Genomic DNA, 25,249 nt, shown 5'->3' with positions numbered 1-25,249 from the left:
GCCTCCGACAGAAGAGGTAGTTGTGTCCTACAGCAATACTGCCTGGCTAAATGACGTTCGCCCCAATCCCTATGCCGATCAGCTCGAGCTGGGGTTTCGGCATCTGCGCTTCACGCGCTCATTGGAGCGCGAGTATCGCGACTATTTCCTCGAAGAGAATTTCGATCTCAAACGCATTGCCCTCAGCGTCGGACTGTTGATCTGGCTGGCGTTCGCCGTGCTCGATTTCTACCTGATCAGCAGCGAGGAACGCTGGTGGATGCTGGCGGTTCGCCTGGGTGTGCTGGGATTGCTTCTGGTCTGCGGCGTGCTGATGCTCCAGCGTCGCCAGCGCCACCTGCTGGCGCCACTCAGCCTGGTCTGCATCGGCTCCCTTGGCATAGGTGCGGCGGCGGTGGTGGCCATCGCCCATCGCAGCGATCCGTCCTTTCCTTATGAGGGCTTGCTGCTGGTTTGCATGGCGGCCTATTTCCTCGTGGGGCTACGTCTCGTGGAGGCGCTGGGGGTTTCCCTGGTGATGCTGCTGGCCTATGTCGGGCTGGAGCTCTGGGCCGGGTTGCCCTGGCCAAGACTGGTGAACAATCTGCTGTTCCTGCTGTTCGGCAATCTGGCCGGCGCCGTCGGTTGCTACCTGCTGGAGTTCAAATCTCGCGAGCATTTTCTCATCAGCCGCCTGATGCGGGTGTTGGCCGACCACGACAGCCTCACCGGCCTGTACAACCGCCGTAGCTTCAATCGCCAGCTCGAACGGTTGTGGCGGCAGGCCCAGCGGGAGCAGCACGGGTTGGCGCTGCTGCTCTGCGACGTCGATCACTTCAAGGCCTACAACGATCGCTACGGCCACCAGGCTGGCGACCAGGTGCTGCAACAGGTGGCGCGCGTACTTGAAGAAACCGCGCGTCGTCCGCTCGATATGGCGGTGCGCCTGGGGGGAGAGGAATTCGCCGTGCTGCTCTACGACATCGACGAACAGGACGCGCGTCGCTGCGCCGAAAAGCTGCGTGCGGCCCTGGAGGGTCAGTCCATCCGGCATGAAGCCTCTCCTACCGCGCCGGTGCTGACCATGTCCATTGGCGTGGCCTGCATTCATCCGCTGCCGGGTATGCCATTAGGCAAGCTCTACGAGCTGTATGAGTATGCCGATCGGGCACTGTACGAGGGCAAGGCATTCGGCCGTAATCGGGTCGTGGCATAGATAGTCGCTTCCGATGGCGCGCGTCGTGACTGTCCGGCGCGGCGGCCGGTGCTAGCATCGCCGCTCCTCCCGCTTCGAGCGATCCGCATGGACAAGCTGATCCAGGCCGACGGCCAACCGCACTACGGCATCTTTCCCGCTGCACCGGACCTCATCAACTACCGCGATTTCGACTTCCGCTCGCCCATGGGGCGTCGCCTGGGGGCTCTGGCGAAATGGCGGCGCTTCCACCAGTTCCAGTACTTCGGGTTGCTCAGCGACGAGCTGATCGGCGGGTGTGCCCTGGCCAATCTGAGCCTGGTGGGCGTTGGTTTCGTCTATCTCTTCCACCCGGCCAGCGGCCGCATGATCGAGCGGCAGTTCAAGTTGCCGCTGGGGTTCGGGACCACCTTTTCCCAAACGCCGGATGACGGCGTGTGCGAACTGCGCCAGGGACGCAACTTGCTGCGCCTGGAGAACCGCGCGGATTCGGCACAGAAGCGCCTGCTGGTGGAGCTCGACGACGGCACCCGCATCGACGCCTGGTTCAGTGAGCGGGAGCCTGGCTTCCAGCCCATGTGCATCTGCACGCCGACCGCTGCGAATGGTTGGGTCTATGCGCAGAAGGTGGCGGGTGTCGCCTGCCAGGGTCAGGTGAGCAGCACCCTGGGCACCTTCGATCTTGCGCAGATCGGCGCCTTTGCCCATCACGACTGGTCGGCGGGCTACATGCGCCCGGAAACCAATTGGAACTGGGCCTGCCTGTCCGGGCTGGCCGATGGGGTGCGGGTCGGTCTGAACCTCTCCTGTGGGGTGAACGAGACCAGCTTCACCGAGAATTGCTTCTGGTTGGACGGGGAAATGCTCAAGGTCGATACGGTGCGCTTCAGCTTCGATCGCGAGCGGCCGCTAGGGACCTGGAGCATGACCTCTCACGATGGTCAGGTCGAGCTGACTTTCGAGGGCGAGGGGCTGCACGAGGAGCGCTTGAATCTGGGTTTCATTGCAAGCAATTTCAAGCAGGTCTTCGGTCGCTTCAGCGGCACCCTGCGCCCGGCGGGGCGCGCGCCAGTCCAGATCGAAAGAATGTGGGGATTCGTCGAGGACCAGTATGTGAAGTGGTAGGGGCGGGGGGCTTGCTCGCGGCTTTCGGCTATGGTTAGCTGGCTAATTATTAGTATAAGAAGTCCGAGTCATAATCGATGTCCTACCCCGATCAACACCGTTTCGCCATGCAGCTCGCGCAGATGTCCCGCGCATGGCGCGCAGAACTCGACCGCCGTCTGGCTGGCATGGGCCTATCCCAGGCGCGCTGGCTTGTGCTGCTTCACTTATCCCGTTTTGAAGAGTCCCCGACCCAGCGCGAGCTGGCCAAGAGCGTCGGCGTCGAAGGCCCGACCCTGGCCCGTCTGCTGGACAGCCTTGAGGCCCAGGGCCTGATCCAGCGCATGGCCGTCGTCGAAGACCGGCGGGCGAAGAAGATCGCCTTGTGCCCACCGGCCCGCCCCCTGATCGAGAAGATCGAAGCCATCTCCAGCCAATTGCGCCAGGAGCTCTTCGACGGCATCGACGATGAAGAGCTGCGCCATTGCCAGCAGGTTCACGCACGGATTCTGGCGAACCTGGACCGCCTCTGATGGGGCAGGATCTGGAAGCGCTGCACCAGCGCTTCGGCGCACGCTATCCGCAATGGCTGTTGGGCCTGTTGATGCTCGGCAGCATGGCGATGATTCTCGCTTCCACCAGCATCAACGTCGCACTGCCGGCGATCATGTTCGACTTCAACGTCGGACGGCCGCTGGCTCAATGGCTTTCAACCGGGTTCCTCGCCGCGATGACGGCTGGTTTGCTACTGGCCGCCTGGTGCCAGTCTCGGCTGGGCGCGCGGCGTACCGTGCAGCTCGGGCTTGGTCTGTTCAGCGTAGCGTCATTGCTGGCGCTGGTTGCGGATGCGGCCTGGCAGCTGATTGCCCTGCGCATTGTCATGGGCGCCTGTGCCGGCATCATCCAGCCGTTGGCGATGGTACTCATCTTTCGCGTCTACTCCGAAGGCGGTCGTGGCCTGGCGCTGGGTATCTATGGCTTGGGCATCATGGTGGCGCCAACCCTCGGACCAACCGTCGGTGGCTATCTGATCGATCACTTCGGCTGGGGGGCGGTGTTCTGGCTTCCCTTGCCGCTGTGCCTGTTGGCCTTACTCGGGGCCCAGTGGCTGATGCCCAGCGTGCGCGACCGCAATACGCCTGGCGTGGATCTCCGCGCCTTCATCTTGCTCAGCGTTGCGCTCTTCGCCCTGCTTGGAGCCTTGGCCGAGGCTCAGCGTTTCGGCTGGATGGCGCCTAGCGCCTGGGTGCCAGGACTTCTAGGCCTGGGATGCGCTGTGGCCTTCCTGCGGCGCAGTCGTGCCTGCGAGCGGCCGCTGCTGCCATTGCAGCTTTGGCGTCATGCCGCGTTCCGCAAGGCAAGCTGGGTCGCACTGGTGCTCGGGCTGGGGTTGTACGGCTCCACCTACCTGATTCCTCTCTTCCTGCAGACGGTGGAAGGGTACAGTGCCGGCAAGGCGGGTCTGCTCCTGCTACCGACCGGCGTGGTGCTGGGGCTGGCGTCTTTCGTCGGTGGCTGGGCCAGCGACCGCCTCTCGGCAGCCTCCATGCTGGTATTCGGCCTATTGGTGTTCGCGGTTTCGTCAGCTGCCTTGGGACTGGCTGGGCAAGGTGCTGCATTCCTGGAGCTGTGCGGGTGGGCCTGTGTCGGCCGCCTCGGCCTCGGGTTGCTCCTGCCCGCCATGAGCACGGGAGCGTTGGATGTCCTGAATGCAGAAGAGCTGGCGCTGGGCGCCGGCGCGATCACCTTCGTCCGCCAACTGGGTGGCGCCTTCGGGGTCAACCTGCTTACCTTCTTCCTGGAGTGGCGCCATGCTGCCGAGGGGGGGAATGCCGCGGCTGAGGCACTGGCGTTTGAACAGAGCTTCTGGCTGGTTGCGCTACTCTTCCTGTTGGCGGTGGTGCCTGCCTGGGGCGTGCGCTCTGCAAGGGTATGAGCGTGCAAATCGCACGATAAAATTTTTGTCAAGACCCTCGCGAATTCTTTCCTATAGTGGAGTAAGCTACAGAATAAGTTTGTGGCCAGCTGCCATTATGCTGGGTGAGGGAGCAGGACGCCCGTCATGTCTGGTGTTGCGTGGGATGGATAAGGAGTGGCATCCCGCTATCATTGTGGTTTGAGGTCAACGAGTTTTCGCGTCACTTCGAGGATGCCCGGGCGGGACATCAGAGGTGCATTTCGCGGATGTGCGTGACCGGGGAGGACGTATGGCGAGGGTTCACAAGCTCCTGCTGACACTTGCTTCAGGCTCTGCACTTTATTCAGGCCTGGTGCCAGCACTGGGGCTAGGCGAAATCACCTTGCATTCCGCCCTGAACCAGCCACTGGATGCCGAAATCGAATTGCTCGAAGTCGGCGATCTCAACGACAGCGAAATCAAAGTCAGACTGGCCTCGGCCGATGACTTCGAGCGTGCCGGTGTCGACCGCTTCATCTTTCTCAACGACCTTCGCTTCAGCCCGGTGATCCGTGGCTCGGGCAGCCGCATCCGCGTGGTTTCCAACCAGCCGGTTCGCGAGCCCTACCTGAATTTCATCGTCGAAGTGGCTCGCCCCAATGGCAAGTTGCTGCGCGAATACACCCTGCTGCTGGATCCGCCCGGTTCGGCCTACACTGCAAGCAGCGCACCGGTTACACCGGTCCGTGAGGCAGTTTTCGCAACTGCTCCGGTCGCAAAGGTACAACCCAAGCCAGCACCCGCCGCCACCCAAGGCAGGCAATACAAGGTTGTACGGGGTGACAGTCTCTGGGCGATCTCCAAACGCCTCAGTGCGGGCAGTGGCATGAGCCAACAGCAAATGCTGGATGGCATCTACTCCCTCAATCCTCAGGCATTCCCGGATGGTGATCTTAATCGCCTGCATGCCGGCCAGTCCTTGCTGCTGCCGGATAGCGTTGTGCAGGCCAGCGTTCCTGTTGCAGCAGCGCCGGTCGCTGTGCCGAACCAGGCTCAGGCACCGGAACCGGTGGTCGCCGCTCCGTCCGGATCGACACTGGACGAACTGACCCAGGCCCAGCAACGAGTGGATTCCAGCATCGCCCAGGGCGAAGCCGAACGCGCAGAACTGCGCCAGCACATCGCCGAACTCCAGGCCAAGCTGGATGCTATGCAGCAGCAATTGAGCGGCAGCGACCAGCAGATGACCTCGCTGCAGCAGCAAGTCCAGCAGATCACTACTGCCCCGGTGGCAGGTGAGGCTCCGCAAGCTCAGCCAGTACCCGCTCCTGCGATCATTCCTGCCGCCCAGGCCACGGAACGGACTGTGCTGGCGCCGGTGCAAACAGGCAGTTCCGGTATCAGTCCAGTCTGGTGGGCGATCATGGTGTCCGGGCTGGTGCTGTTGTTCCTTCTGGATTGGGTGCTGCTGCGCCGCTCCCGTCGCGAGGCCCAGGAGCAGGAGCTGGAAGAAGCCCAGACCACCGGAAAGGCCAAGGTGGCCTTCCAGCATCGCCACGAAGAGGTACAGCCAGTTGCCCCGGTAATGCCGAAACTGGTGCCGGTCGCAGCCGTCGCAGCATCGCCGATGGTCGTCGCGATGCCCGCTGCCAAGCTCAATCCCGATGCACTGGAAGGCGCCAACATCTATATCGCCTATGGCCGCTGGCGCGAAGCCCTCGCCGTGCTGCGTCCGGCCGTTGCGCTGGAACCCCAGCGCCTGGATCTGCGCTACCGCCTGCTGGAAGTGCTGGGCGAGTTGCGTGACACGGTTGCCTTCACCCTCGAAGAAGCTGCCCTGCGAGATCTGCATGCCGATGCAGGGCGCCTGGCTGCTATTTGTGCCCGTTATGCAGACTTGGGTGCGGTGGCTCCGAGCGAGCCGGTGTTCGTACTGGATGAAGCAGCTCCGGCTCTGGCCGAGGCCAGCAACGAGCACATCGAGAGCGCGCAATCCGATTTCGATGGCTATCCGCTGGATGCCGATTGGGAGCAGGTCAGCCCGTTCAAGACGGCCGAGCCCAAGCGCAAGGCAACTGTGGTCCAGGCCTTCGCGACCGTGGAGGACGACCTGGGCTTCCCGACCAATCTCCAGGAGCTGCCGGAAGTCTTCGAGTTGACCCTGGACGCCGATACCCTGAGCCCCTTCGGCGAGCTGCCAGAGCTGCCACAGGCCGAGAACCTGGACGAGCTCACGGCCGAGTTCGTCGATCCGATGGTCAGCCTGGAAGAACTGGACATGCTGGATGCCCGTCAGGAGAACCTCACCAAGCTGAACCTGGCGCTTGCGTACATCAAGCAAGGCAATATTGAGGCGGCCTGCAGCATCCTCAACGAGGTCATCAGTGAAGGTGACGACCAGCAGAAACAGGAAGCGCGTGACTTGCTGGCGAAGATCGCCTGAAGCGTTTCAGAACCAATGAAAAAGCCCGGCCACAAGCCGGGCTTTTTCTTTTTGCGGCCGGCTCATCCAGCCAGGTTCCAGCTACAAGGTTCGCGACGGCGCAGGTTGTGCCAGCCCCATCATTCGCTTGGCCACCAGCACCAGCCAGCATGCAAGGATAAAGGGAGCGGTCATGGCTGGCAGGCCAAGGGCGGCGAAACCGGGTTGAAGGGCAATGCCCAGTAGGATGCCGGCCAGTGCGCACCAGGGGCGACGCAGATCTTTGCCCAGTGCAAGGGCGATCAGCGCTCCGTTGAGGCTGAACAGTCCAACCAGCACCGCCTGCATCGGCATTCCCTGGAGAAGCGCCAGGACCAGCGCAGTACTGGATCCCAGCAGCGCCCAGAGCCCCACTCGCCATCCCGCTAGGAAAAGAGCTCCCAGTACCAGCGCGCCGGCTGTTGGCTGGTCGAGAAATATCACCTGGCCGATGCCCCGGATGATCGCCATAGGCGTGTCTATCCACCCGGAATGCAGCGTAGTGCCAGCGGTGGTAGTGGGTGTCAGTTCCAGCGGTCCTCCCAGGGCCAGCAGTATCCAGCCGAGACCGACGAAGGGTGCGGTATAGGCGGGAAGCCAGTTGTGCTGGCGGACTGCCTTGAGCAGGGCGTTGAGCAGCAGGCTGGACAAGCCGCTGGCGCAGAGGATCAGCAGCGCCAGGTAGAGCGAGGGTTCGAAGCGCGCACTCAGTAGCAGGCCAAGCAGCACACCGTTGTAGCCGTAGAGCCCGGCCTCGATGTCGTCGGGGGCATAGCGGCGGCGTACTGCGGTGAGCCAGGAAGCAGCTCCGCCGAGCAGGGCGCCGCCCAGCAAGTTGGGAGCGCCCACCGCGATGGCAAGCAGTATCAGCGCGCCGCAACCGGGGTGGCGCTGGAGGAATATCTGGCTGAAACCGTTCAACTGGGCAGAAGCCCAGCTACGGACTTCGGGTCGTAGGGGCAGTCGGTACATGGCAGCTTGCAAAAAAATGAGGCGCCCCGGTGAGTAGGCGCCGATTAACTGGCAGTAGCCAGATGGGATTTCTGTTATCGCCCGGCATCGAAGCCGGTGCGTGGAGCGCGGGTTCTCTTCGGAAACCGTCGCTCCGGATGTTTCACATCAATTCAAGGTCTCGATCCGCAGGCTGTTGGTGCTGCCCGGCTGGCCGAAAGGCACGCCCGCGGTGATCACCACGGTATCGCCACGCTTGGCCATGCCTTGGGCCTGGGCAATCTCCAGTGCAGTGCTGGTGACTTCTTCGACCTTGTGCAGGCGTTCGTTGACGACCGAGTAGATACCCCAGGCCACGGTCAGGCGACGTGCGGTATGGAGATTCGGCGTCAGGCTGAGGATCGGCGCCTTGGGCCGCTCGCGGGAAGCGCGCAGGCTGGAACTGCCGGACTCGGTGTAGTTCACCAGTGCGACTACCGGCAGGATGCTGCTGATTCGGCGGATGGCGCAGCTGATGGCGTCGGACGCGGTAGCTTCGGCCTGCGGGCGGCTGACATCGAGCTGGTTCTGGAAGTCCGGGCCGTTCTCCACCTGGCGAATGATCTTGCTCATCATCTGCACGGTCTCCAGCGGGTAGTCGCCGGAAGCGGTTTCAGCGGACAGCATCACAGCGTCGGCGCCCTCGGCCACGGCGTTGGCGACGTCGGTCACCTCGGCGCGGGTCGGGGCAGGGGAGAAGCGCATGGATTCCAGCATCTGGGTGGCGACTACAACCGGACGGCCCAGTTGGCGGCAGGTGCGGATGATGTCTTTCTGAATGCGCGGCACATTCTCTGCCGGCACTTCGACGCCCAGGTCACCACGGGCGACCATGATGGCGTCACAGAGGCGCGCGATCTCTTCCAGATGCACGACGGCCGAGGGCTTCTCGATCTTGGCCATGAGGAAGGCGCGGCCCTTGATCAGCTCACGAGCTTCGATGATGTCTTCAGGGCGCTGTACGAAGGACAGGGCGACCCAGTCCACACCCAGGTCCAGACCGAAGTCCAGGTCGCGACGGTCCTTGGCGGTCAGCGGCGAGAGCTGCAGCACTGCTTCCGGCACGTTGACGCCCTTGCGATCGGACAGTTCGCCACCGGCGATCACAGTGGTTTCCACTGCATCGGCGTGACTGGCGGTCACTTGCAGGCGCAGGCGACCGTCGTCCAGCAGCAGGTTCATGCCGGGCTCCAGGGCTTCGATGATCTCCGGATGAGGCAGGTTGACTCGGCGAGCGTCGCCGGGAGTGCTGTCCAGATCCAGGCGGAAGGCCTGACCACGCTCAAGGTTGACCTTGCCGTCGGCGAAGCGGCCGACGCGCAGTTTCGGGCCTTGCAGGTCCATCAGGATGCCGATCGGGTAGTTCAGTTGGCGCTCGACCTCACGCACCCACTGATAGCGCTGGGCGTGATCGGCGTGCTCGCCGTGGCTGAAGTTCAGGCGGAACAGGTTGACGCCGGCTTCCACCAGTTGGCGGATGTCGTCGATGCCTTTGATCGCCGGACCGAGGGTGGCGAGGATTTTTACTTTCTTGTCAGGCGTCATTTTCAGGGCTCTCGAGAATCAGGATGGCGCGGAAGTCGTTCACGTTGGTACGGGTCGGTTCAGTGACGATGAGGTCACCGAGTGCGGCGAAATACCCGTATCCGTTGTTGTTGTCCAGTTCGTCGCTGGCGGACAGCTCCTGCCTGGCGGCGCGGGCGTAGCTGCAGGGAGTCATGATGGCGCCGGCATTGTCTTCGGAACCGTCGATGCCGTCGGTGTCGCCGGCCAGGGCGTAGACGCCCGGCAGGCCCTTCAGGGCATTGGTCAGGCTCAGCAGGAACTCGGCGTTACGCCCGCCCCGGCCACTGCCGCGTACGGTCACAGTCGTTTCGCCGCCAGAGAGGATCACGCACGGCGGCTTGATCGGCTGGCCATGCAGTACGACCTGGCGGGCGATGCCGGCATGCACCTTGGCGACTTCGCGGGATTCGCCTTCCAGATCGCCGAGGATCAGCGGGGTGAGGCCGGCGGCGCGGACTTTCTCGGCGGCGGCATCGAGGGACTGCTGGGGGGTAGCGATCAACTGGAAGTGACTGCGGGACAGGCAGGGATCACCCGGTTTGACGGTTTCCGAGCGAGGGTCCTGCAGCCAGGCGTGCACGTGGCGTGGTACGTCGATTTCATAGCGGGCGAGGATCGCCAGGGCTTCGGCTGAAGTGGTCGGGTCGGCTACGGTGGGGCCGGAGGCGATCACGGTGGCCTCGTCGCCCGGTACGTCGGAAATCGCATAGGTATAGACGGTTGCCGGCCAGCAAGCCTTCGCCAGGCGGCCCCCCTTGATCGCCGAGAGGTGTTTGCGCACGCAGTTCATCTCGGAGATGGAGGCGCCGGACCTCAGCAGGGCTTTGTTGATGGCCTGCTTGTCCTTGAGGGTCAGGCCCTCGGCGGGCAGGGCGAGCAGCGAGGAACCGCCGCCGGAGAGCAGGAAGATCACCCGGTCGGATTCGTTGAGGTTGCTCACCAGTTCGAGCACACGCTTGGCGGTTTCCAGGCCGGCGGCGTCAGGTACTGGGTGGGCGGCTTCGACCACTTCGATCTTCTTGCAGTTCGCGCCATGGCCGTAGCGGGTTACCACCAGGCCGGAGATTTCACCCCGCCATTCCTGCTCGATAACCTCTGCCATGGCCGCGGCTGCCTTGCCGGCGCCGATGACGATTACGCGACTGGAACGGTCGGCGGGCAAGTGGTCGGCCAGGACCTGGCGTGGATGTGCGGCGGCGATGGCAGTGGCGAACAGGTCGCGCAGGAAGGCTTTGGGATCGAGGGACATGGCAGGCTCCGTGGCGCTGGATTCTTGTTGGAACTTGCTCAAGATCGGCTGCGCGTCGGAATAACTGCGTTGAGAGATGACTCCGGACTGCTCATTTACGGCTCGTAAACTCCGCGTCTCCAGCCATTCTCGCCTTGTTCTTCTCTAGCTCGCTCGATCTTGAACAGGTCCTTTGTAGTCTGTCTGCCAGGCATCTGCATACCTGGCCTTCAGGCCGATTACAGTCCCGAACCGCCGCACGCAGCGGTTCGGGACTGGAATCGACCTTCCTGGTCGTTGGCGCCGTGTCACCGCGGACCAGGAGGGTCGAAAGGGGGTCGTAGGACGGGGAAAGCGGGCGCTGGCCATCGCGGGAGCTGCCGGCTCGATGGGCGGCGCTGACGCTCAACCCGTCCTACGAAACATCACTCCTCGCGAATCGAGAAGTTGGACATGTGCTCCAGGCCCTTGATCAGGCCGGAGTGGTCCCAGTTGCTACCACCAAGGGCCGCGCAGGTGCTGAACACTTGCTGGGCATTGGCGGTGTTCGGCAGGTTCAGGCCCAGTTCGCGGGCGCCGGACAGTGCCAGGTTCAGGTCCTTCTGGTGCAGGCTGATGCGGAAGCCCGGATCGAAGGTACCCTTGATCATGCGCTCGCCGTGGACTTCCAGGATCTTGGAGCCAGCGAAGCCACCCATCAGGGCTTCACGTACCTTGGCCGGATCGGCGCCATTTTTGGCGGCGAACAGCAGGGCTTCGGCTACGGCCTGGATGTTCAGGGCAACGATGATCTGGTTGGCCACCTTGGCGGTCTGGCCGTCACCGTTGCCACCCACGCGGGTGATGTTCTTGCCCATGGCCTGGAACAGCGGCAGGGCGCGTTCGAAGGCATTCGGGCAGCCACCGACCATGATGCTCAGGGTCGCGGCCTTGGCACCTACCTCACCGCCGGATACCGGGGCGTCCAGGTAAGCGGCGCCAGTCGCCTTGATTTTCTCGGCGAAGACCTTGGTGGCGGTGGGGGAGATGGAGCTCATGTCGATCACGACCTTGCCGGCGCCAACGCCTTCAGCCACGCCGTCCTTACGGAACAGGACGTCGTCGACCTGGGGGGTGTCCGGCACCATGACGATGATGAATTCGGCTTCCTGGGCAACCTCTTTCGGGTTGGCCAGGGCGACGCCGTTGTCACCCAGCAGGTCGGCCGGAGCCTTGTCGAAGTGCTCGGAGAAGAACAGGGTGTGGCCGGCTTTCTGCAGGTTCTGAGCCATGGGCTTGCCCATGATGCCGGTGCCGATGAATCCGATCTTGGCCATGTGGATTACCTCTTTTTTAGATGGCGTTATGGGTTTTCAGCCAGCCCAGGCCGGCAGCGGTGGTGGTGGCCGGCTTGTATTCACAGCCGATCCAGCCCTGGTAGCCGATGCGGTCCAGGTGCGCGAAGAGGAAGCGGTAGTTGATCTCGCCGGTGCCCGGCTCGTTGCGGCCAGGGTTGTCGGCAAGCTGCACATGGTTGATCGCGGCGAGGTTGGACTCGACGGTACGCGCCAGGTCTCCTTCCATGATCTGCATGTGGTAGATGTCGTACTGCAGGAACAGGTTGGCGCTGCCGACCTTCTCGCGAATGGCCAGCGCCTGCTTGGTGTTGTTCAGGTAGAAGCCGGGGATGTCGCGAGTGTTGATGGCTTCCATCACCAGCTTGATGCCGGCTGCCTGGAGCTTCTCCGCGGCGAACTTGAGGTTTTCAACGAAGGTGTTCTCGACGGTCGCGCAGTCGTAACCCTGCGGACGGATGCCGGCCAGGCAGTTGATCTGGGTATTGCCCAGTACCTTGGCGTAAGCGATGGCCCTGTCCACGCCAGCGCGGAACTCTTCCACGCGGTCAGGGTGGCAGGCGATGCCACGCTCGCCTTTGCCCCAATCACCGGCGGGCAGGTTGAACAGCACCTGTTCCAGCTTGTTGGCGTCCAGACGTGCGCGGATTTCCTCTACCGGGAAGTCGTAGGGGAAGAGGTATTCGACACCGCTGAAGCCGGCTTCGGCGGCAGCGGCGAAACGATCCAGGAAGTCCACTTCGGTGAACAGCATGGACAGGTTGGCGGCAAAACGGGGCATGAATGTCTCCTTCTGGTTCCCCTCTCCCGTAGACGGGAGGAGGGGAGGTGAAAGCCCCTCTCCCACCACGAATAGGAGAGGGGAAGACGGCAATCAATCCAGCAGCGAGATGGCGGTCGGAGCGTCGGCGCCAGACTGGGCCAGCTCCTCGAACTCGTTGATGGCGTTGATCTCGGTACCCATGGAGATGTTGGTGACACGCTCCAGGATGACCTCGACCACGACCGGCACGCGGAACTCTTCCATCAGTTGCTTGGCCTTGGCGAAGGCTGCCTGCAAATCGTTGGCGTCGAACACGCGAATCGCCTTGCAGCCCAGACCCTCGACCACTGCGACGTGGTCCACGCCGTAGCCGTTGAGTTCCGGAGCGTTGACGTTCTCGAAGGACAGCTGCACGCAGAAGTCGATCTCGAAGCCGCGTTGCGCCTGACGGATCAGGCCCAGGTAGGAGTTGTTCACCAGTACGTGGATGTAGGGCAGGTTGAACTGCGCACCCACGGCCAGCTCTTCGATCATGAACTGGAAGTCATAGTCGCCGGACAGCGCCACGACCGGGCGGGTCGGGTCGGCCTTGACCACGCCCAGGGCGGCCGGAACGGTCCAGCCCAGCGGGCCCGCCTGGCCACAGTTGATCCAGTGGCGCGGCTTGTAGACGTGCAGGAACTGGGCACCGGCGATCTGCGACAGGCCGATGGTGCTGACGTAGCAGGTGTCCTTGCCGAAGAACTCGTTCATCTCTTCGTACACGCGCTGCGGCTTGACCGGCACGTTGTCGAAGTGGGTCTTGCGCTGCATGGTGCGCTTGCGCTCACGGCAGGATTCGACCCAGGCGCTGCGGTCCTTCAGCTTGCCAGCGGCTTTCCACTCACGGGCGACTTCCAGGAATGCGTCGAGTGCGGAGCCCGCGTCGGAAACGATGCCGAGGTCCGGGGTGAACACGCGGCCGATCTGGGTAGGTTCGATGTCCACGTGGATGAAGCGGCGGCCCTGGGTGTAGACGTCGACGGAACCGGTGTGGCGGTTGGCCCAACGGTTGCCGATGCCGAACACCAGGTCGGATTCCAGCACGGTGGCGTTGCCGTAACGGTGCGAGGTCTGCAGACCACACATGCCAGCCATCAGCGGGTGGTCATCAGGGATGGTGCCCCAGCCCATCAGGGTCGGGATGACCGGTACGCCGGTCAGTTCGGCGAACTCGACCAGCTTGGCAGAGGCGTCGGCATTGATGATGCCGCCACCCGCTACGAGCAGCGGGCGGTCAGCGTCGTTCAGCATGGCCAGGGCCTTCTCGGCCTGGATGCGGCTGGCGGACGGCTTCAGCACCTGCAGCGGCTGATAGGCGTCGATGTCGAATTCGATCTCGGCCATCTGCACGTCGAACGGCAGGTCGATCAGCACCGGGCCCGGACGGCCGCTGCGCATCTCGTAGAAGGCCTTCTGGAACGCATAGGGAACCTGGCCCGGCTCGAGAACGGTGGTTGCCCACTTGGTGACCGGCTTGACGATGCTGGTGATATCGACGGCCTGGAAGTCTTCCTTGTGCAGACGGGCACGCGGAGCCTGGCCGGTGATGCAGAGGATCGGGATGGAGTCGGCGGATGCCGAGTACAGACCGGTGACCATGTCGGTGCCGGCAGGGCCGGAAGTGCCGATGCAGACGCCGATATTACCCGCGTTGGTGCGGGTGTAACCCTCAGCCATGTGCGAGGCGCCTTCGACGTGACGGGCCAGTACATGGTCAATGCCGCCGATCTTGTTCAGGGCTGCGTACAGCGGGTTGATGGCGGCGCCGGGGATGCCGAACGCGGTGTCGATGCCTTCGCGACGCATCACCAGGACGGCAGCCTCGATTGCTCTCATTTTGGCCATGTTTTGTGCCTCTTTCTTGTGAAAATTGTATACAAGCGACGTGGCTCGATTCTATTCATCGTCTGACTGAAGGGTCAAGGCCATTTGTGAGGCTAAAGGTCGCAGGGCGACGACTCTTTTAAAACGCCCGTTTCATGGGCGTCTCCAGCCATAGTCAGAACGCTGATGGAAATACTGTATACAAAAAATGTTGTGATTGTATCTATCTATTGATTTTTTTGTGTTCGGTGGGATAGTGAGATACAGCTTTCGGATGCGTCGCAGGACGGGCTGGAAAATGCCCGCGTGGATACAGGAGTGCGCCAACCCTGGCCCGGACGACGCCGCACAAGGTTCAACCACTCACGAGGAACGCTTGAAAATGACCACCCTGACCCTGGAAACCGCTGTGAGCATTTCCAATCACGCCCTGGCCGTTGGTCGGGAGCTGCGCACCGCGCCGCTGACGATTGCCGTGCTGGATGCTGGCGGCCACCTGATCACCCTGCAGCGCCAGGACGGCGCCAGCATGCTTCGTCCGCAGATCGCCATCGGCAAGGCCTGGGGTGCTGTGGCCCTGGGCAAGGGCTCGCGCCTGATCGCTGCGGACGCTCAGCAGCGCCCGGCCTTCATTGGTGCGGTGAACAACCTGGCCGATGGCAATCTGGTTCCAGCGCCGGGCGGTGTACTGATTCGCGACGGCCAAGGGACCGTGATCGGCGCCATTGGCATCAGCGGCGATACGTCGGATATCGACGAGCAATGCGCAGTCAGTGCCGTGGAATCGGCCGGCCTGAAGGCGGACGCCGGCGCGGCCTGACCGTCAGCAGGGGGCTGCGGCGCAGCCCTCGGCGAATGAGTTCGCCCTCACAGGGTTGGTGCCAACCGGTACCTGTCCTGTGGGGGCGAAATGCTTTTTGTGGGGGCGAATTCATTCGCCAAGCAGTCCGAAGGACTGCCATATCCGGATTATCGGTGTGGAGCGGAGAGGGGTAGGGGGCCGCTGCGCAGCCCTTGGCGAATGAATTCGCCCCTACAGGGTTCCGGTGGTGTCGGTATCAGGCGCTCTTCGCCTGAACCTTCTCTTCCACTTCGCAGCCCTTTATCACCAGGCGGATGATGGTTTCCGCGGCGGCGTCGTAGTCGGCGTCGCTGAGGCTGGATTTACCGGTGACAGTGGAAATCTGCCAGTCGAAGTCAGCGTAGGTCTGGGTTGCGGCCCAGATGCTGAACAGCAAGTGGTGGGGGTCGACCTTGGCCATCAGGCCTTGGTCGATCCAACCTTGGATGCAATCGATGTTGTGCTTGGCCTGCAGGTTAAGCTGCTCGGTCTGTTCCGGCGAGAGGTGCGGCGCGCCATGCATGATTTCGCTGGCGAACACCTTGGATGCGTAGGGCAGGTCGCGGGAGATGCGGATCTTCGAGCGGATGTAGGCCGTGAGTACTTCGTGTGGATGGCCGGCCTGGTTGAAGGGCGCGGACGCCTGCAGGAGCGGCTCGACGATGCTCTCGAGAACTTCGCGGTAGAGGTTCTCTTTCGACTTGAAGTAGTAGTAGACGTTGGGCTTGGGCAGGCCGGCCTTGGCCGCGATGTCGCTCGTCTTGGTGGCGGCGAACCCTTTATCGGCGAATTCCTCGCTGGCCGCGCGCAGGATGAGGTCTCTGTTGCGCTCGCGAATGCTACTCACATCGGCTCCTTTATTGGCTCACCGAAGCGCCAGGAAGGCCGGTCGGAGAGAGGTCGCGCATGGTATCACCGGCATCAAAGGGCTCTCAAGCGAGCCACTGGATGAATTTCCTGTATACAAAATAACTTGATTCTGTTTCCATTCTGCATCCGTCCATGTCATCGGTACCCTGTCCGGTGCGTGTTGCGGCAGACTTCACCCATGCAAGACAACCACTTGCTCGACCCCTTCGGGCGTCGAATTTCCTATCTGCGCCTCTCGGTCACTGACCGATGCGACTTCCGGTGCACCTACTGCATGAGCGAGGACATGGTCTTCGCTCCCCGCGCGCAGATTCTCAGCCTCGAAGAGCTCTATGCGGTCGCCGATGCCTTCATCGGCCTCGGTGTGAAACGCATCCGAATCACTGGCGGCGAGCCGCTGGTGCGCAAGGGGCTGACATCTCTTCTGGCGCGGCTCGGTGCCCGCGAGGAACTGGAAGACCTGGCCATCACCAGCAATGGCTCCCAGCTCGCACACATGGCCGCCGACCTTCGTCGAAGCGGTGTCACCCGTCTGAATATCAGCCTCGACTCCCTGCAGCGCGAGCGCTTTGCCGCTTTTACCCGGCGTGACCGCCTCGACCAGGTGTTGGCAGGGATTGAAGCGGCGCGCAAGGCGGGCTTTCGCCGGATCAAGCTGAACACGGTGGTGCAAAAAGGCCGCAACGATGATGAGGTACAGGACCTCGTCGCCTTCGCGGTCGAGCATGGGCTGGACATCAGTTTCATCGAGGAGATGCCCCTGGGCAGCATCTCCAGCCACGAGCGCAAGGTCACCCTGTGCACCTCGGAAGAAGTGCGTGAGCGCGTTGGCGAGCGCTTCCAGTTGCTGCCCAGCAGCTATCGCACCGGCGGCCCGTCGCGCTACTACCAGGTAATCGGCACTGAAACCCAGGTCGGTTTCATTTCGCCCCATAGCCGCAACTTCTGCGGCGACTGCAACCGTGTGCGCGTTACAGCCGAAGGCAAGCTGGTGCTTTGCCTGGGCCACGAAGGCGCCCTGGACCTCAAGGCACTGATCCGTCGCCATCCCGGAGACCGGGAAAGGCTGCGTGTGGCGCTGATCGATGCCCTCAGGCTCAAGCCCGAACGGCATCACTTCGACGCCGCCGAGCAAGTGCAAGTCGTTCGCTTCATGAGCATGACCGGCGGCTGACCGGAACCCTTTCCCAAGCTCCAAGCTTTATGTACGCCGCGCGTAGGGTGCGCCGTGCGCACCGAAACCCCTCTGTCCGTATAACGGTGCGCATGGCGCACCCTACAAGGAGAGCCGAATGGCAAAGACACTCTTGATCAAGAACGCCGACCTGCTGGTGACCATGGATGGCCAGCGCCGGGAAATCCGGCAGGGCGGGATGTTCATCGAGGACAACCGCATCGTGCAGGTCGGGCCGAGCAGCGAACTGCCGCAGTCCGCCGACGAAGTGCTGGATATGAAGGGCAAGATCGTCATTCCCGGCCTGGTCAACACGCACCACCACATGTACCAGAGCCTGACTCGTGTGGTACCGGCAGCTCAGGATGGCGAGCTGTTCAACTGGCTGACCAACCTCTATCCGATCTGGGCGCGACTGACCCCGGAAATGATCGGCGTTTCTACCCAGACCGCCATGGCCGAGCTGATTCTTTCCGGCTGCACCACCTCCAGCGACCATCTCTATATCTACCCCAACGGCTGCAAGCTGGATGACAGCATCCACGCCGCCGGGGAGATCGGCATGCGCTTCCACGCGGCTCGCGGCAGCATGAGCGTCGGTCGCAGCCAGGGCGGTTTGCCGCCGGACTCCGTGGTGGAGAAGGAAGCGGACATCCTCAAGGAGTCCCAACGCCTGATCGAGGATTACCACGACGCCTCCCACGGCTCGATGTTGCGGGTCGTGGTGGCGCCGTGCTCGCCATTCTCCGTGAGCCGCGACCTGATGCGTGAAGCCGCCGTGCTGGCACGCCACTACGGTGTCTCGCTGCACACCCACCTGGCCGAGAACGTCAACGACATCGCCTACAGCCGCGAGAAGTTCGGTATGACTCCGGCCGAGTACGCCGAGGATCTGGGCTGGGTTGGTCACGACGTTTGGCACGCCCACTGCGTGCAGCTGGACGAACACGGCATCGAGTTGTTCGCGCGGACCGGTACCGGCGTTGCCCACTGCCCCTGCTCGAACATGCGCCTGGCCTCCGGTATCGCCCCGGTGCGCCGTATGCGTGATGCCGGCGTGCCGGTTGGTCTGGGTGTGGACGGTTCCGCCTCCAACGACGGTGCCAGCATGATCGGCGAGGTACGTCAGGCCCTGCTGCTGCAGCGGGTCGGTTTCGGTCCGGACGCCATGACTGCGCGCGAGGCCCTGGAAATCGCAACCCTGGGTGGCGCGAAAGTGCTCAACCGAGATGACATCGGTGCCCTGGCGCCGGGCATGGCGGCCGACTTCGTCGCCTTCGACCTCAATCACATCGCCTATGCAGGCGCGCTCCACGATCCGCTGGCGGCGCTCGTGTTCTGCACCCCGACCCATGTGTCCACCAGTGTGATCAACGGCAAGGTGGTCGTGCGTGATGGCCAGGTGGTGACCGTGGACCTGCCGCGCGTATTGGAGCGCCACAACGAACTGGCGCGCCAACTGGTGCTCGGCGAGTAACCCACAACCGGGAGCGGGCCATCCCGCTCCTGTCTTTCCCGCGCAATGGAAAACAAGGAGGAGGTCATGAAACCTCGGGTTTTCGGCTGGCTGGCTGCCGGCCTTCTGTCCGCGAATGGCGCCCTGGCGCAGACCTACGTGATCGGGGTCGAGCAGCAGTCCTTCCAACCCCACTACTGGGTCAGCGACCAGGGTGAGTACCAGGGCTTTGCCCGCGACTTGCTGGATCTGTTCGCGCGCAGTGCCGGGCTGGATATCCAGTATCAGGCGCTGCCGGTCAATCAACTCACCAAGCATTTGCTCAATGGCAGCATCGATCTGAAGTACCCCGACAACCCCAACTGGGCGGGCGATCTGAAGAACGGCAAGAGCATCAGCTACAGCCAGCCAGTGGTGGAGTACGTGGACGGTGTTCTGGTTGCGCCCAAACGCCAGGGGCAGAGTGTGGACCATCTGGCCAGGCTGGCGGTGGTGGACGGCTGGACGCCCTGGACCTATCAGGACCGCATAGGCGCGGGGCAGACCCAGGTGGTTCGCAGTACGGACCTGGGGCAGATGATCAAGCAGGCCATGAAGCAGGAAGCTGACGGTGCCTATTACAACGTGGTGGTGGCCACCTACTACCTGGACAACATACGTGCCCGACCCGGGGCATTGGTGTTCGACCCGAAACTTCCCCATACCCGCGGCACGTTCAATCTCTCCAGTCTCAAGTACCCGGAACTGATCGCACGCTTCGATCGCTTTCTCGCAGAGCACCGCCAGGAAGTGGATGCACTCAAGGCCCGCTATCAGGTGGAAGCCAACCTGGACTCCGAATACCTCGGGATGGAGCAGTGGAAGATCGATTTCCTGAAGCGCCAGAAAGAGAAGGGAAACCCCTGACGCCTTCCGAACCGGAAGCACCATTCCAGAGGCGCTCCGTGTCTTCTGCGCGAAGATCGCCTGAAGTTTTGTACACAATTCTGAAAGAAACTGTTGTTTGGGATGTTCACAGAGTGTATATAATTCGGAAAACCTGACCGCCAGATCAGCTTTTCCTGATGAAGCAACTGCATGAGGGGGCTCACCGCCACCCTGTAAGCCCACGACCGACAAAAACAATAGGCAGGCTTTACCCATGAGTTCATTCGACCTCCGCGAGGTTCGCTACAACCTCAGATGCGGTCCCGACCGCCAGCCGCAGGCGTGGCGATCCCGTTTTTCAAGTCCACACCCTTTGCTTGCGCATCCGTCCGCTATCAGTGCCCTGGCAGCTGACCTTGGCAGCCTGTTCGGTGTCGGCCAGTCGCCCACGTATGCGGGCGTAGACGAACTCGCACTCCTGTCCTCGATTGCCGAGGCCAGACGGAACTCCCTGGACGTAGCCAAACAGCGCAACGCTGAAGACAGCCCGTCCGGCATCGCCCGCCAATACCGCCTCGGCCTGATCGGCTGACGCACGGCGCGCGCAACTCCCTCCAATCCCGAACCTGCCTGCAGCCTGCCCGGAAACCGGGGCGGGCTACGGGTGGGTGCGGGGCGGAAAAACCTGAAACCCACTAAAACAAGGGAAAAACCATGAATGCCAAGTATCTGCCGCACTGCCTCGCCCTCTCGACCGGCCTGCTCGGGGGCGGCCAGGCTATCGCCGGTGACCTTCTGTTCTGGCAGAACAACAGCCTGACCTACCTCTACGGTCAGAACTTCAAGGTCAATCCGGAAATCCAGCAAACCGTCACCTTCGAGCACGCGGATGGCTGGAAGTACGGCGATAACTTCTTCTTCGTGGACAAGATCTTCTACAACGGCGAAAAGGATGCGCAGGTGGGTGACAACACCTACTACGGCGAATTCCAGCCGCGCCTTTCCCTTGGCAAGATCTTCGATCAGAAGATCCAGTTCGGTCCTGTAACCGACGTACTGCTCGCCATGACCTACGAGTTCGGCGAAGGCGATGTCGAGTCCTACCTGATCGGCCCAGGCTTCGACCTCGCCATTCCCGGCTTCGATTACTTCCAGGTCAACTTCTACAACCGCACCACCGATGGCAGCCGTCCCGGCGACAACGTCTGGCAGATCACTCCGGTCTGGAGCTACACCATTCCGGTGGGCAACTCCGACATCCTGATCGACGGTTTCATGGACTGGGTCGTGGACAACGACGAAAACAGCCGCGGCACTTACCACGCGAACCTGCACTTCAATCCGCAGGTGAAATACGACCTGGGCAAGGCCATGGGCTGGGGTGAGAAGCAGCTGTACGTCGGTTTCGAGTACGACTACTGGAAGGACAAGTACGGTATCGACAACGACAGCTTCCTGGGTGACGTCATCCTCGATGGCACCGACCAGAACACCGCCAGCCTGCTGGTCAAGGCGCACTTCTGATTCACCGGGAAAAAGACCGGGGGAGGCGCAATGCGCCATCCCCGCGGTTGAAAGGGGAGGAGAGCCAATCCATGGCACAAGCCTTTCGCAGCAGTGTGGGAGCCGGATCGATCGCGATGCGGGTCTGCGGATTTCCCGGTGTAACGGACCGGGAGCCGCTGTACAGCCCGTCGCGAATCAACTGGCCCTCACGGCGACTGGCCTCCCTCCGGGTCGCAAAGGGGATTGAACGCCTTACGGCGAGACTCGGTTCAGAAGGTGAATTCCAGATTCACCGTCGGCGTCGAGGTGCGGCTGCCACGCCCACCGTCGACGCCGAACTTGTTGTGCCAATACTCGTAGCCGACACCCAGCCACAGGTTCGGCTTGCGCTTGGCGCCGGGCATCGCGGCGACCATGAGCGAGGTACGCATAAGGGTCTCCGGGGCCGTGTCCTTGTCGAAGTAGTCTTCGCCCTTTTCGCCGACGTAGTTGACGAATCCCTGGAACTTGGCGTCGTGGTCGCCGAGCTGGAAAGGCTTGAGCCAGGTCAGGTTGACCATGTAGGTGGCGTCGAAAGTGTGGTCAGGATGCTTGGCGCTGGGGATGCCCGAGTGGTTCTTCTCGCGGTAGTACATCAGGCTCAGGTCGAGAACGGCGGCGCCGTTGAACTTGAGCGTCGGGCCGAACACCAGGGCTCGCTTATTGGCCGAGGCCAGGTTGTTGTTGCGGTTGGCGTCGAAGCCGAAGGTGAAGGCGTAGTCCTTGATCAGACCCGTGCCCAGCGGCTGGTCGAACACCCGTGAAACGTATAGCTGGTGACGATAAACCGCGTAGACCTCACTGCCGCCATGATCAGTGCCTTTGCGCGGGTCGCGGCTGTCGGAGAGAAACACATCCAGGTTGAAGAAGTTGCTGCCGTATTTGTAACCATCGGCGTGGGTAAAGCTGTAGATGCGTTTGGCGAACTTGTTCGGGTTGTTCGGGTTGGTGAACTGCTGGCCATAGCGGAAACCAACGCTGTTGTTCATCCATTCGAAGATCTTGCCGTCCTCGGCGGCGAAGCCGGTCTGGCCAGTGGCCAACAAGGCGGCGCCAAGCGCCAGGCTGGTGTAACGACGCATTCGGGTACTCCTTCTTTTTGTTGTTGAGCTGAAAGCGGAAAAGACCTGTCCTTAACGGCAGCGCGCGAACGCGGCCGTCACCGGGGTTAGGGTTAAAAGAGCCCGCCGGGTAGGCGGGCTTTGGAGTTCCGGCTGCACCTCATGGGGACAGCCGGATGGGAGCAAATTCAGTGCGCAGCGCAGTGCCGGCTACGTTCCTTTTCACCCAGGATGTTGAACAGCAGGTTCAGGGTGAGGGCACTGACAGTGGCCATGGCGATGCCGCTGTGCGTGATGGGCTCCATCCAGTGGGGAAGTTGGGCGAAGAGCTCGGGGCGTACCACCGGTGCCATGCCCATGCCCATGCTCACCGCGACGAGCAGTTGGTTTCTCCGGTCGCTGATGTCCGCCTCGTGAAGGATCTTGATGCCGGTAGCGGCCACCATGCCGAACATCGCCAGACCGGCACCACCCAGTACCGCAGGCGGGATCGATGCGACCAGGAAGGCGGCTTTCGGCAGCAGGCTGAGGCCGATCAGGAAGGCACCGGCGGCGACCGTCACGTAGCGACTGCGTACACCCGTCATCTGCACCAGGCCGATGTTCTGGGCGAACGAAGAATGGGTGAAGGTGTTGAAGAAGCCCGCCAGGAAGGAGGCGCCGGCGTCGCACATCAGGCCACGGCGCAGGGCATTGGGACAGACTTCGCGACCGGTGATCTTGCCCAGGGCCAGGAACATGCCGGTGGACTCGACGAAGATGATCACCACCACCAGACACATCGACAGCACTGAGGCCAGCTCGAACTTCGGCATGCCGAAGTGCATGGGTTCCACGAGCTGGAACCAGGGCGTTTCCTCCAGCCCGTTCAGGTCGACCATCCCGCAGGCGCCGGCAAGGGCATAACCCAGGGCCATGCCGATCAGTACCGAGACATTGACCCAGAAGCCCTTGAGGAAACGGTTTACCAGCAGGATCGTCCCCAGCACCAGAGCGGCGATGGAGAGGTATTCCAGGGCACCGAAATGGGTTGCCGCGTTACCGCCGCCGGCCCAGTTGACTGCTACCGGGAAGAGCGTGAGGCCGATGGAGGTGATCACGGTGCCGGTCACCAGGGGCGGAAAGAAACGCACGATGCGTGACATGAAGGGGGCGAGCAGCAGGCCGAAGAAACCCGCAGCGATGGTGGCACCGAAAATCCCCTGGATACCGACGCCGGGCATTCCGGCCATCACCACCATGCTGCCGACGGCAGCGAAGCTGGCGCCCATCATCACCGGCATGCGGATACCGACCGGGCCGATGCCGATGGACTGGACGATGGTGGCGATACCGGCGACCAGCAGGTCGGCGTTGATCAGGAAGGCGATTTCTTCACGGGAGAGGCCGGCGGCCTGGCCGACGATCAGGGGCACGGCAACGGCGCCACCGTACATAAGCAGGACATGCTGGAAGCCGACAAGCAGCAATTGCATCAGGGGCAGGCGCTGGTCAGCGGGCGAAAGGGCGATTTCTCGCTCTGTCGGAGTGGTCATGCAACACCTCGGGCGCTTTTGTTCTTGTAAGTCGCTTGGCAATGCCGCACCTCGTGGGGGCGGCCTGCCGGGGTATTCATGTTGCAAGCCGGGAGGGTGACTCCCGGCCGGGGTCATGCGGGTACTGCGAGGAAGAAAAAAAGCCCGCCTGGGGGCAGGCTTGAAAGCGGGTAAAGCTTGGGGCATCACCCGCCGTGGTCGTGCGCGAGGTCCCGGGTTATCAGGAGCCTCGCCGTTGCTCAGTTGGTCTTGGCGCCCTGGGCGATCCAGCGGCCGATCAAGTCACGCTCTTCCTGGGTCATCTGAGTGATGTTGCCCAGCGGCATGATCTGGCTGGCGACTGCCTGAGCCTGGATCTTCGGTGCGAGCATCTGGATCTGTTGCGGGGTGTCGAGCATCACGCCGCCCGGCGCCGAGGTGAACATCGGGCTGCTGGGCTTGGCGGAGTGGCAGACGGCGCAACGTTCCTGGATCACGCTGTGGACCTTGCCGAAGTCATTGCCGGTAGTGCTGGCCTGGGCCGGTTTTTCAGCCGGTTGTGCAGGAGCGGCGGCGGTGCTGGTGGTGGGAGCGGCTTGTTCCTGATGGGCCGGCTCAACAGCCAGGCTCGGTTCGGCGGCCTTGTAGTTCGGCGCGGTGACGAACGCCAGGCAGATCATGCCCAGGGCACCGGCCGGCAGGGTCCAGGCGAACTTGTTGCTGTCGTGGCGGGTGTTGAAGTAGTGGCGCACCAGTACCGCGATCACTGCGATCCCGGCCAGGATCAGCCAGTTGTACTGGCTGCCGTAGGTGCTCGGGAAGTGGTTGCTGATCATGATGAACAGCACCGGCAGGGTGAAGTAGTTGTTGTGGCGCGAACGCAACAGGCCCTTGGCCGGCAGGACCGGGTCCGGGGTGCGGTTTTCTTCGATGGCCTTAACCAGGGCGCGCTGTGCCGGCATGATGATGCGGAACACGTTGCCGACCATGATGGTGCCGATCAGGGCGCCGACATGGATGTAGGAACCACGGCCGCTGAACACATGGGTGAAGCCCCAGGCAGCGCCGATCACCAGCAGGAACAGGACGAGGCCGAGCAGGGCAGGGGTCTTGCCCAGCGGCGAGTCGCAGAGGAAGTCGTAGATGAACCAGCCAGCGATCAGCGAGCCGATGCCGATGGCGACGGCGGCAGCCGGGGCGATGTCCACGCCGGGTGCGATCAGGTACAGGGTCGGGTTCATATAGAACACCACGGTCAGCAGGGCGACGCCCGACAACCAGGTGAAATAGGCTTCCCATTTGAACCAGTGCAGGTTGTCCGGCATTTTCGGCGGAGCGAGCTTGTATTTCTCCAGGTGGTAGATGCCGCCACCGTGGATGGCCCAGAGGTCACCCGACAGACCGTCGCGCGGATTGGCGCGATTCAGGTTGTTCTCCAGCCAGACGAAATAGAAGGATGCGCCGATCCAGGCGATACCGGTGATCATGTGAACCCAGCGAATGCTCAGGTTCAGCCATTCGGTCAAATGTGCTTCCAC

Annotated in this window: 21 protein-coding genes; 11 read left to right on the top strand and 10 right to left on the bottom strand. The window is 62.6% G+C overall.

Annotated elements, in window-relative coordinates; translation table 11 throughout:
- The first annotated feature begins 22 nt into the window (after nucleotides 1–22).
- The 5 genes from D6Z43_RS10515 to D6Z43_RS10495 all read left to right on the top strand — a co-directional run bounded on the left by D6Z43_RS10515 (nucleotide 23) and on the right by D6Z43_RS10495 (nucleotide 6,618).
- On the top strand, nucleotides 23–1,195 hold the full coding sequence (locus tag D6Z43_RS10515; RefSeq protein ID WP_120651878.1) for a diguanylate cyclase: 1,173 nt from the start codon (nucleotides 23–25) through the stop codon (nucleotides 1,193–1,195).
- Nucleotides 1,196–1,282: 87 nt separating this feature from the next.
- Nucleotides 1,283–2,299 (top strand): DUF2804 domain-containing protein, encoded by a 1,017-nt coding sequence (locus D6Z43_RS10510; RefSeq protein WP_120651877.1) that lies wholly within the window; start codon nucleotides 1,283–1,285, stop codon nucleotides 2,297–2,299.
- Between the two features lie 77 nt (nucleotides 2,300–2,376).
- On the top strand, nucleotides 2,377–2,811 hold the full coding sequence (locus D6Z43_RS10505) for a MarR family transcriptional regulator (protein WP_120651876.1): 435 nt from the start codon (nucleotides 2,377–2,379) through the stop codon (nucleotides 2,809–2,811).
- A complete protein-coding gene (locus tag D6Z43_RS10500; protein WP_120651875.1) occupies nucleotides 2,811–4,214 on the top strand; it encodes a DHA2 family efflux MFS transporter permease subunit in 1,404 nt (467 codons plus the stop codon). The genes D6Z43_RS10505 and D6Z43_RS10500 overlap by 1 nt, the downstream gene beginning before the upstream one ends.
- Before the next feature lie 364 nt (nucleotides 4,215–4,578).
- On the top strand, nucleotides 4,579–6,618 hold the full coding sequence (locus tag D6Z43_RS10495) for a FimV/HubP family polar landmark protein (RefSeq protein ID WP_256660983.1): 2,040 nt from the start codon (nucleotides 4,579–4,581) through the stop codon (nucleotides 6,616–6,618).
- An 81-nt stretch (nucleotides 6,619–6,699) separates the two neighbouring features.
- Here the strand turns inward: D6Z43_RS10495 and D6Z43_RS10490 are convergent, their stop codons facing one another.
- The 6 genes from D6Z43_RS10490 to gcl form a co-directional block, all read right to left on the bottom strand.
- On the bottom strand, nucleotides 6,700–7,608 hold the full coding sequence (locus D6Z43_RS10490) for an urea transporter (protein WP_120651873.1): 909 nt from the start codon (nucleotides 7,606–7,608) through the stop codon (nucleotides 6,700–6,702).
- Nucleotides 7,609–7,755: 147 nt separating this feature from the next.
- A complete protein-coding gene (gene pyk / locus D6Z43_RS10485; RefSeq protein WP_120651872.1) occupies nucleotides 7,756–9,171 on the bottom strand; it encodes a pyruvate kinase in 1,416 nt (471 codons plus the stop codon).
- Complete coding sequence (locus D6Z43_RS10480) at nucleotides 9,161–10,441, bottom strand: glycerate kinase (RefSeq protein WP_120651871.1); 1,281 nt, start codon at nucleotides 10,439–10,441, stop codon at nucleotides 9,161–9,163. The genes pyk and D6Z43_RS10480 overlap by 11 nt, the downstream gene beginning before the upstream one ends.
- Before the next feature lie 404 nt (nucleotides 10,442–10,845).
- Entirely contained in the window at nucleotides 10,846–11,736 is an 891-nt protein-coding gene (locus D6Z43_RS10475) for a 2-hydroxy-3-oxopropionate reductase (protein ID WP_120651870.1), read from the bottom strand.
- A gap of 16 nt (nucleotides 11,737–11,752) precedes the next feature.
- Complete coding sequence (hyi, locus tag D6Z43_RS10470) at nucleotides 11,753–12,535, bottom strand: hydroxypyruvate isomerase (protein WP_120651869.1); 783 nt, start codon at nucleotides 12,533–12,535, stop codon at nucleotides 11,753–11,755.
- 93 nt (nucleotides 12,536–12,628) lie between these two features.
- Nucleotides 12,629–14,404, bottom strand: coding sequence for a glyoxylate carboligase (gene gcl / locus D6Z43_RS10465; protein WP_120651868.1), 1,776 nt, complete (start codon nucleotides 14,402–14,404; stop codon nucleotides 12,629–12,631).
- Nucleotides 14,405–14,765: 361 nt separating this feature from the next.
- On the opposite strand from gcl, the gene D6Z43_RS10460 reads away from it, so the two are divergent.
- The gene (locus tag D6Z43_RS10460) at nucleotides 14,766–15,203 is read left to right on the top strand and encodes a heme-binding protein (protein WP_120651867.1); all 438 of its coding nucleotides are present in this window, start codon (nucleotides 14,766–14,768) and stop codon (nucleotides 15,201–15,203) included.
- Nucleotides 15,204–15,441: 238 nt separating this feature from the next.
- On the opposite strand, the gene D6Z43_RS10455 is transcribed toward D6Z43_RS10460, so the two are convergent.
- Nucleotides 15,442–16,071, bottom strand: a complete 630-nt coding sequence (locus D6Z43_RS10455; protein WP_120651866.1) for a TetR/AcrR family transcriptional regulator — start codon at nucleotides 16,069–16,071, stop codon at nucleotides 15,442–15,444.
- A 201-nt stretch (nucleotides 16,072–16,272) separates the two neighbouring features.
- On the opposite strand from D6Z43_RS10455, the gene moaA reads away from it, so the two are divergent.
- The 5 genes from moaA (at nucleotide 16,273) to D6Z43_RS10430 (ending at nucleotide 21,115) form a co-directional block, all read left to right on the top strand.
- The gene (gene moaA, locus D6Z43_RS10450) at nucleotides 16,273–17,268 is read left to right on the top strand and encodes a GTP 3',8-cyclase MoaA (RefSeq protein ID WP_120651865.1); all 996 of its coding nucleotides are present in this window, start codon (nucleotides 16,273–16,275) and stop codon (nucleotides 17,266–17,268) included.
- Between the two features lie 118 nt (nucleotides 17,269–17,386).
- Nucleotides 17,387–18,745: an 8-oxoguanine deaminase gene (locus D6Z43_RS10445; RefSeq protein ID WP_120651864.1), complete on the top strand. Its 1,359-nt coding sequence runs from the start codon at nucleotides 17,387–17,389 to the stop codon at nucleotides 18,743–18,745.
- A 66-nt stretch (nucleotides 18,746–18,811) separates the two neighbouring features.
- Nucleotides 18,812–19,630: an ABC transporter substrate-binding protein gene (locus D6Z43_RS10440; protein ID WP_120651863.1), complete on the top strand. Its 819-nt coding sequence runs from the start codon at nucleotides 18,812–18,814 to the stop codon at nucleotides 19,628–19,630.
- Between the two features lie 235 nt (nucleotides 19,631–19,865).
- The gene (locus D6Z43_RS10435) at nucleotides 19,866–20,183 is read left to right on the top strand and encodes a hypothetical protein (protein ID WP_153917087.1); all 318 of its coding nucleotides are present in this window, start codon (nucleotides 19,866–19,868) and stop codon (nucleotides 20,181–20,183) included.
- Between the two features lie 122 nt (nucleotides 20,184–20,305).
- Entirely contained in the window at nucleotides 20,306–21,115 is an 810-nt protein-coding gene (locus tag D6Z43_RS10430; protein WP_120651861.1) for an outer membrane protein OmpK, read from the top strand.
- 251 nt (nucleotides 21,116–21,366) lie between these two features.
- Here the strand turns inward: D6Z43_RS10430 and D6Z43_RS10425 are convergent, their stop codons facing one another.
- The 3 genes from D6Z43_RS10425 to D6Z43_RS10415 form a co-directional block, all read right to left on the bottom strand.
- Complete coding sequence (locus D6Z43_RS10425) at nucleotides 21,367–22,218, bottom strand: nucleoside-binding protein (RefSeq protein ID WP_120651860.1); 852 nt, start codon at nucleotides 22,216–22,218, stop codon at nucleotides 21,367–21,369.
- A 167-nt stretch (nucleotides 22,219–22,385) separates the two neighbouring features.
- Nucleotides 22,386–23,732: a nucleobase:cation symporter-2 family protein gene (locus D6Z43_RS10420; protein WP_120651859.1), complete on the bottom strand. Its 1,347-nt coding sequence runs from the start codon at nucleotides 23,730–23,732 to the stop codon at nucleotides 22,386–22,388.
- 239 nt (nucleotides 23,733–23,971) lie between these two features.
- Nucleotides 23,972–25,249: a urate hydroxylase PuuD gene (locus D6Z43_RS10415; protein WP_120651858.1), complete on the bottom strand. Its 1,278-nt coding sequence runs from the start codon at nucleotides 25,247–25,249 to the stop codon at nucleotides 23,972–23,974.

The organism is Pseudomonas sp. DY-1, from assembly GCF_003626975.1.
Lineage (GTDB): Bacteria > Pseudomonadota > Gammaproteobacteria > Pseudomonadales > Pseudomonadaceae > Metapseudomonas.
The sequence above is the reverse complement of the archived record's forward strand: the minus strand, read 5'-3'. Positions and strand labels throughout refer to the sequence as shown.

Coding starts and splice junctions, on each gene's coding strand:
- D6Z43_RS10505 (WP_120651876.1), top strand. CDS start 2,377: ATGTCCTACCCCGATCAACACCGTTTCGCCATGCAGCTCGCGCAGATG.
- D6Z43_RS10420 (WP_120651859.1), bottom strand. CDS start 23,732: ATGACCACTCCGACAGAGCGAGAAATCGCCCTTTCGCCCGCTGACCAG.
- D6Z43_RS10480 (WP_120651871.1), bottom strand. CDS start 10,441: ATGTCCCTCGATCCCAAAGCCTTCCTGCGCGACCTGTTCGCCACTGCC.
- gcl (WP_120651868.1), bottom strand. CDS start 14,404: ATGGCCAAAATGAGAGCAATCGAGGCTGCCGTCCTGGTGATGCGTCGC.
- D6Z43_RS10425 (WP_120651860.1), bottom strand. CDS start 22,218: ATGCGTCGTTACACCAGCCTGGCGCTTGGCGCCGCCTTGTTGGCCACT.
- D6Z43_RS10500 (WP_120651875.1), top strand. CDS start 2,811: ATGGGGCAGGATCTGGAAGCGCTGCACCAGCGCTTCGGCGCACGCTAT.
- D6Z43_RS10475 (WP_120651870.1), bottom strand. CDS start 11,736: ATGGCCAAGATCGGATTCATCGGCACCGGCATCATGGGCAAGCCCATG.
- pyk (WP_120651872.1), bottom strand. CDS start 9,171: ATGACGCCTGACAAGAAAGTAAAAATCCTCGCCACCCTCGGTCCGGCG.
- moaA (WP_120651865.1), top strand. CDS start 16,273: ATGCAAGACAACCACTTGCTCGACCCCTTCGGGCGTCGAATTTCCTAT.
- D6Z43_RS10490 (WP_120651873.1), bottom strand. CDS start 7,608: ATGTACCGACTGCCCCTACGACCCGAAGTCCGTAGCTGGGCTTCTGCC.
- D6Z43_RS10445 (WP_120651864.1), top strand. CDS start 17,387: ATGGCAAAGACACTCTTGATCAAGAACGCCGACCTGCTGGTGACCATG.
- D6Z43_RS10430 (WP_120651861.1), top strand. CDS start 20,306: ATGAATGCCAAGTATCTGCCGCACTGCCTCGCCCTCTCGACCGGCCTG.
- D6Z43_RS10510 (WP_120651877.1), top strand. CDS start 1,283: ATGGACAAGCTGATCCAGGCCGACGGCCAACCGCACTACGGCATCTTT.
- hyi (WP_120651869.1), bottom strand. CDS start 12,535: ATGCCCCGTTTTGCCGCCAACCTGTCCATGCTGTTCACCGAAGTGGAC.
- D6Z43_RS10435 (WP_153917087.1), top strand. CDS start 19,866: ATGAGTTCATTCGACCTCCGCGAGGTTCGCTACAACCTCAGATGCGGT.
- D6Z43_RS10460 (WP_120651867.1), top strand. CDS start 14,766: ATGACCACCCTGACCCTGGAAACCGCTGTGAGCATTTCCAATCACGCC.
- D6Z43_RS10440 (WP_120651863.1), top strand. CDS start 18,812: ATGAAACCTCGGGTTTTCGGCTGGCTGGCTGCCGGCCTTCTGTCCGCG.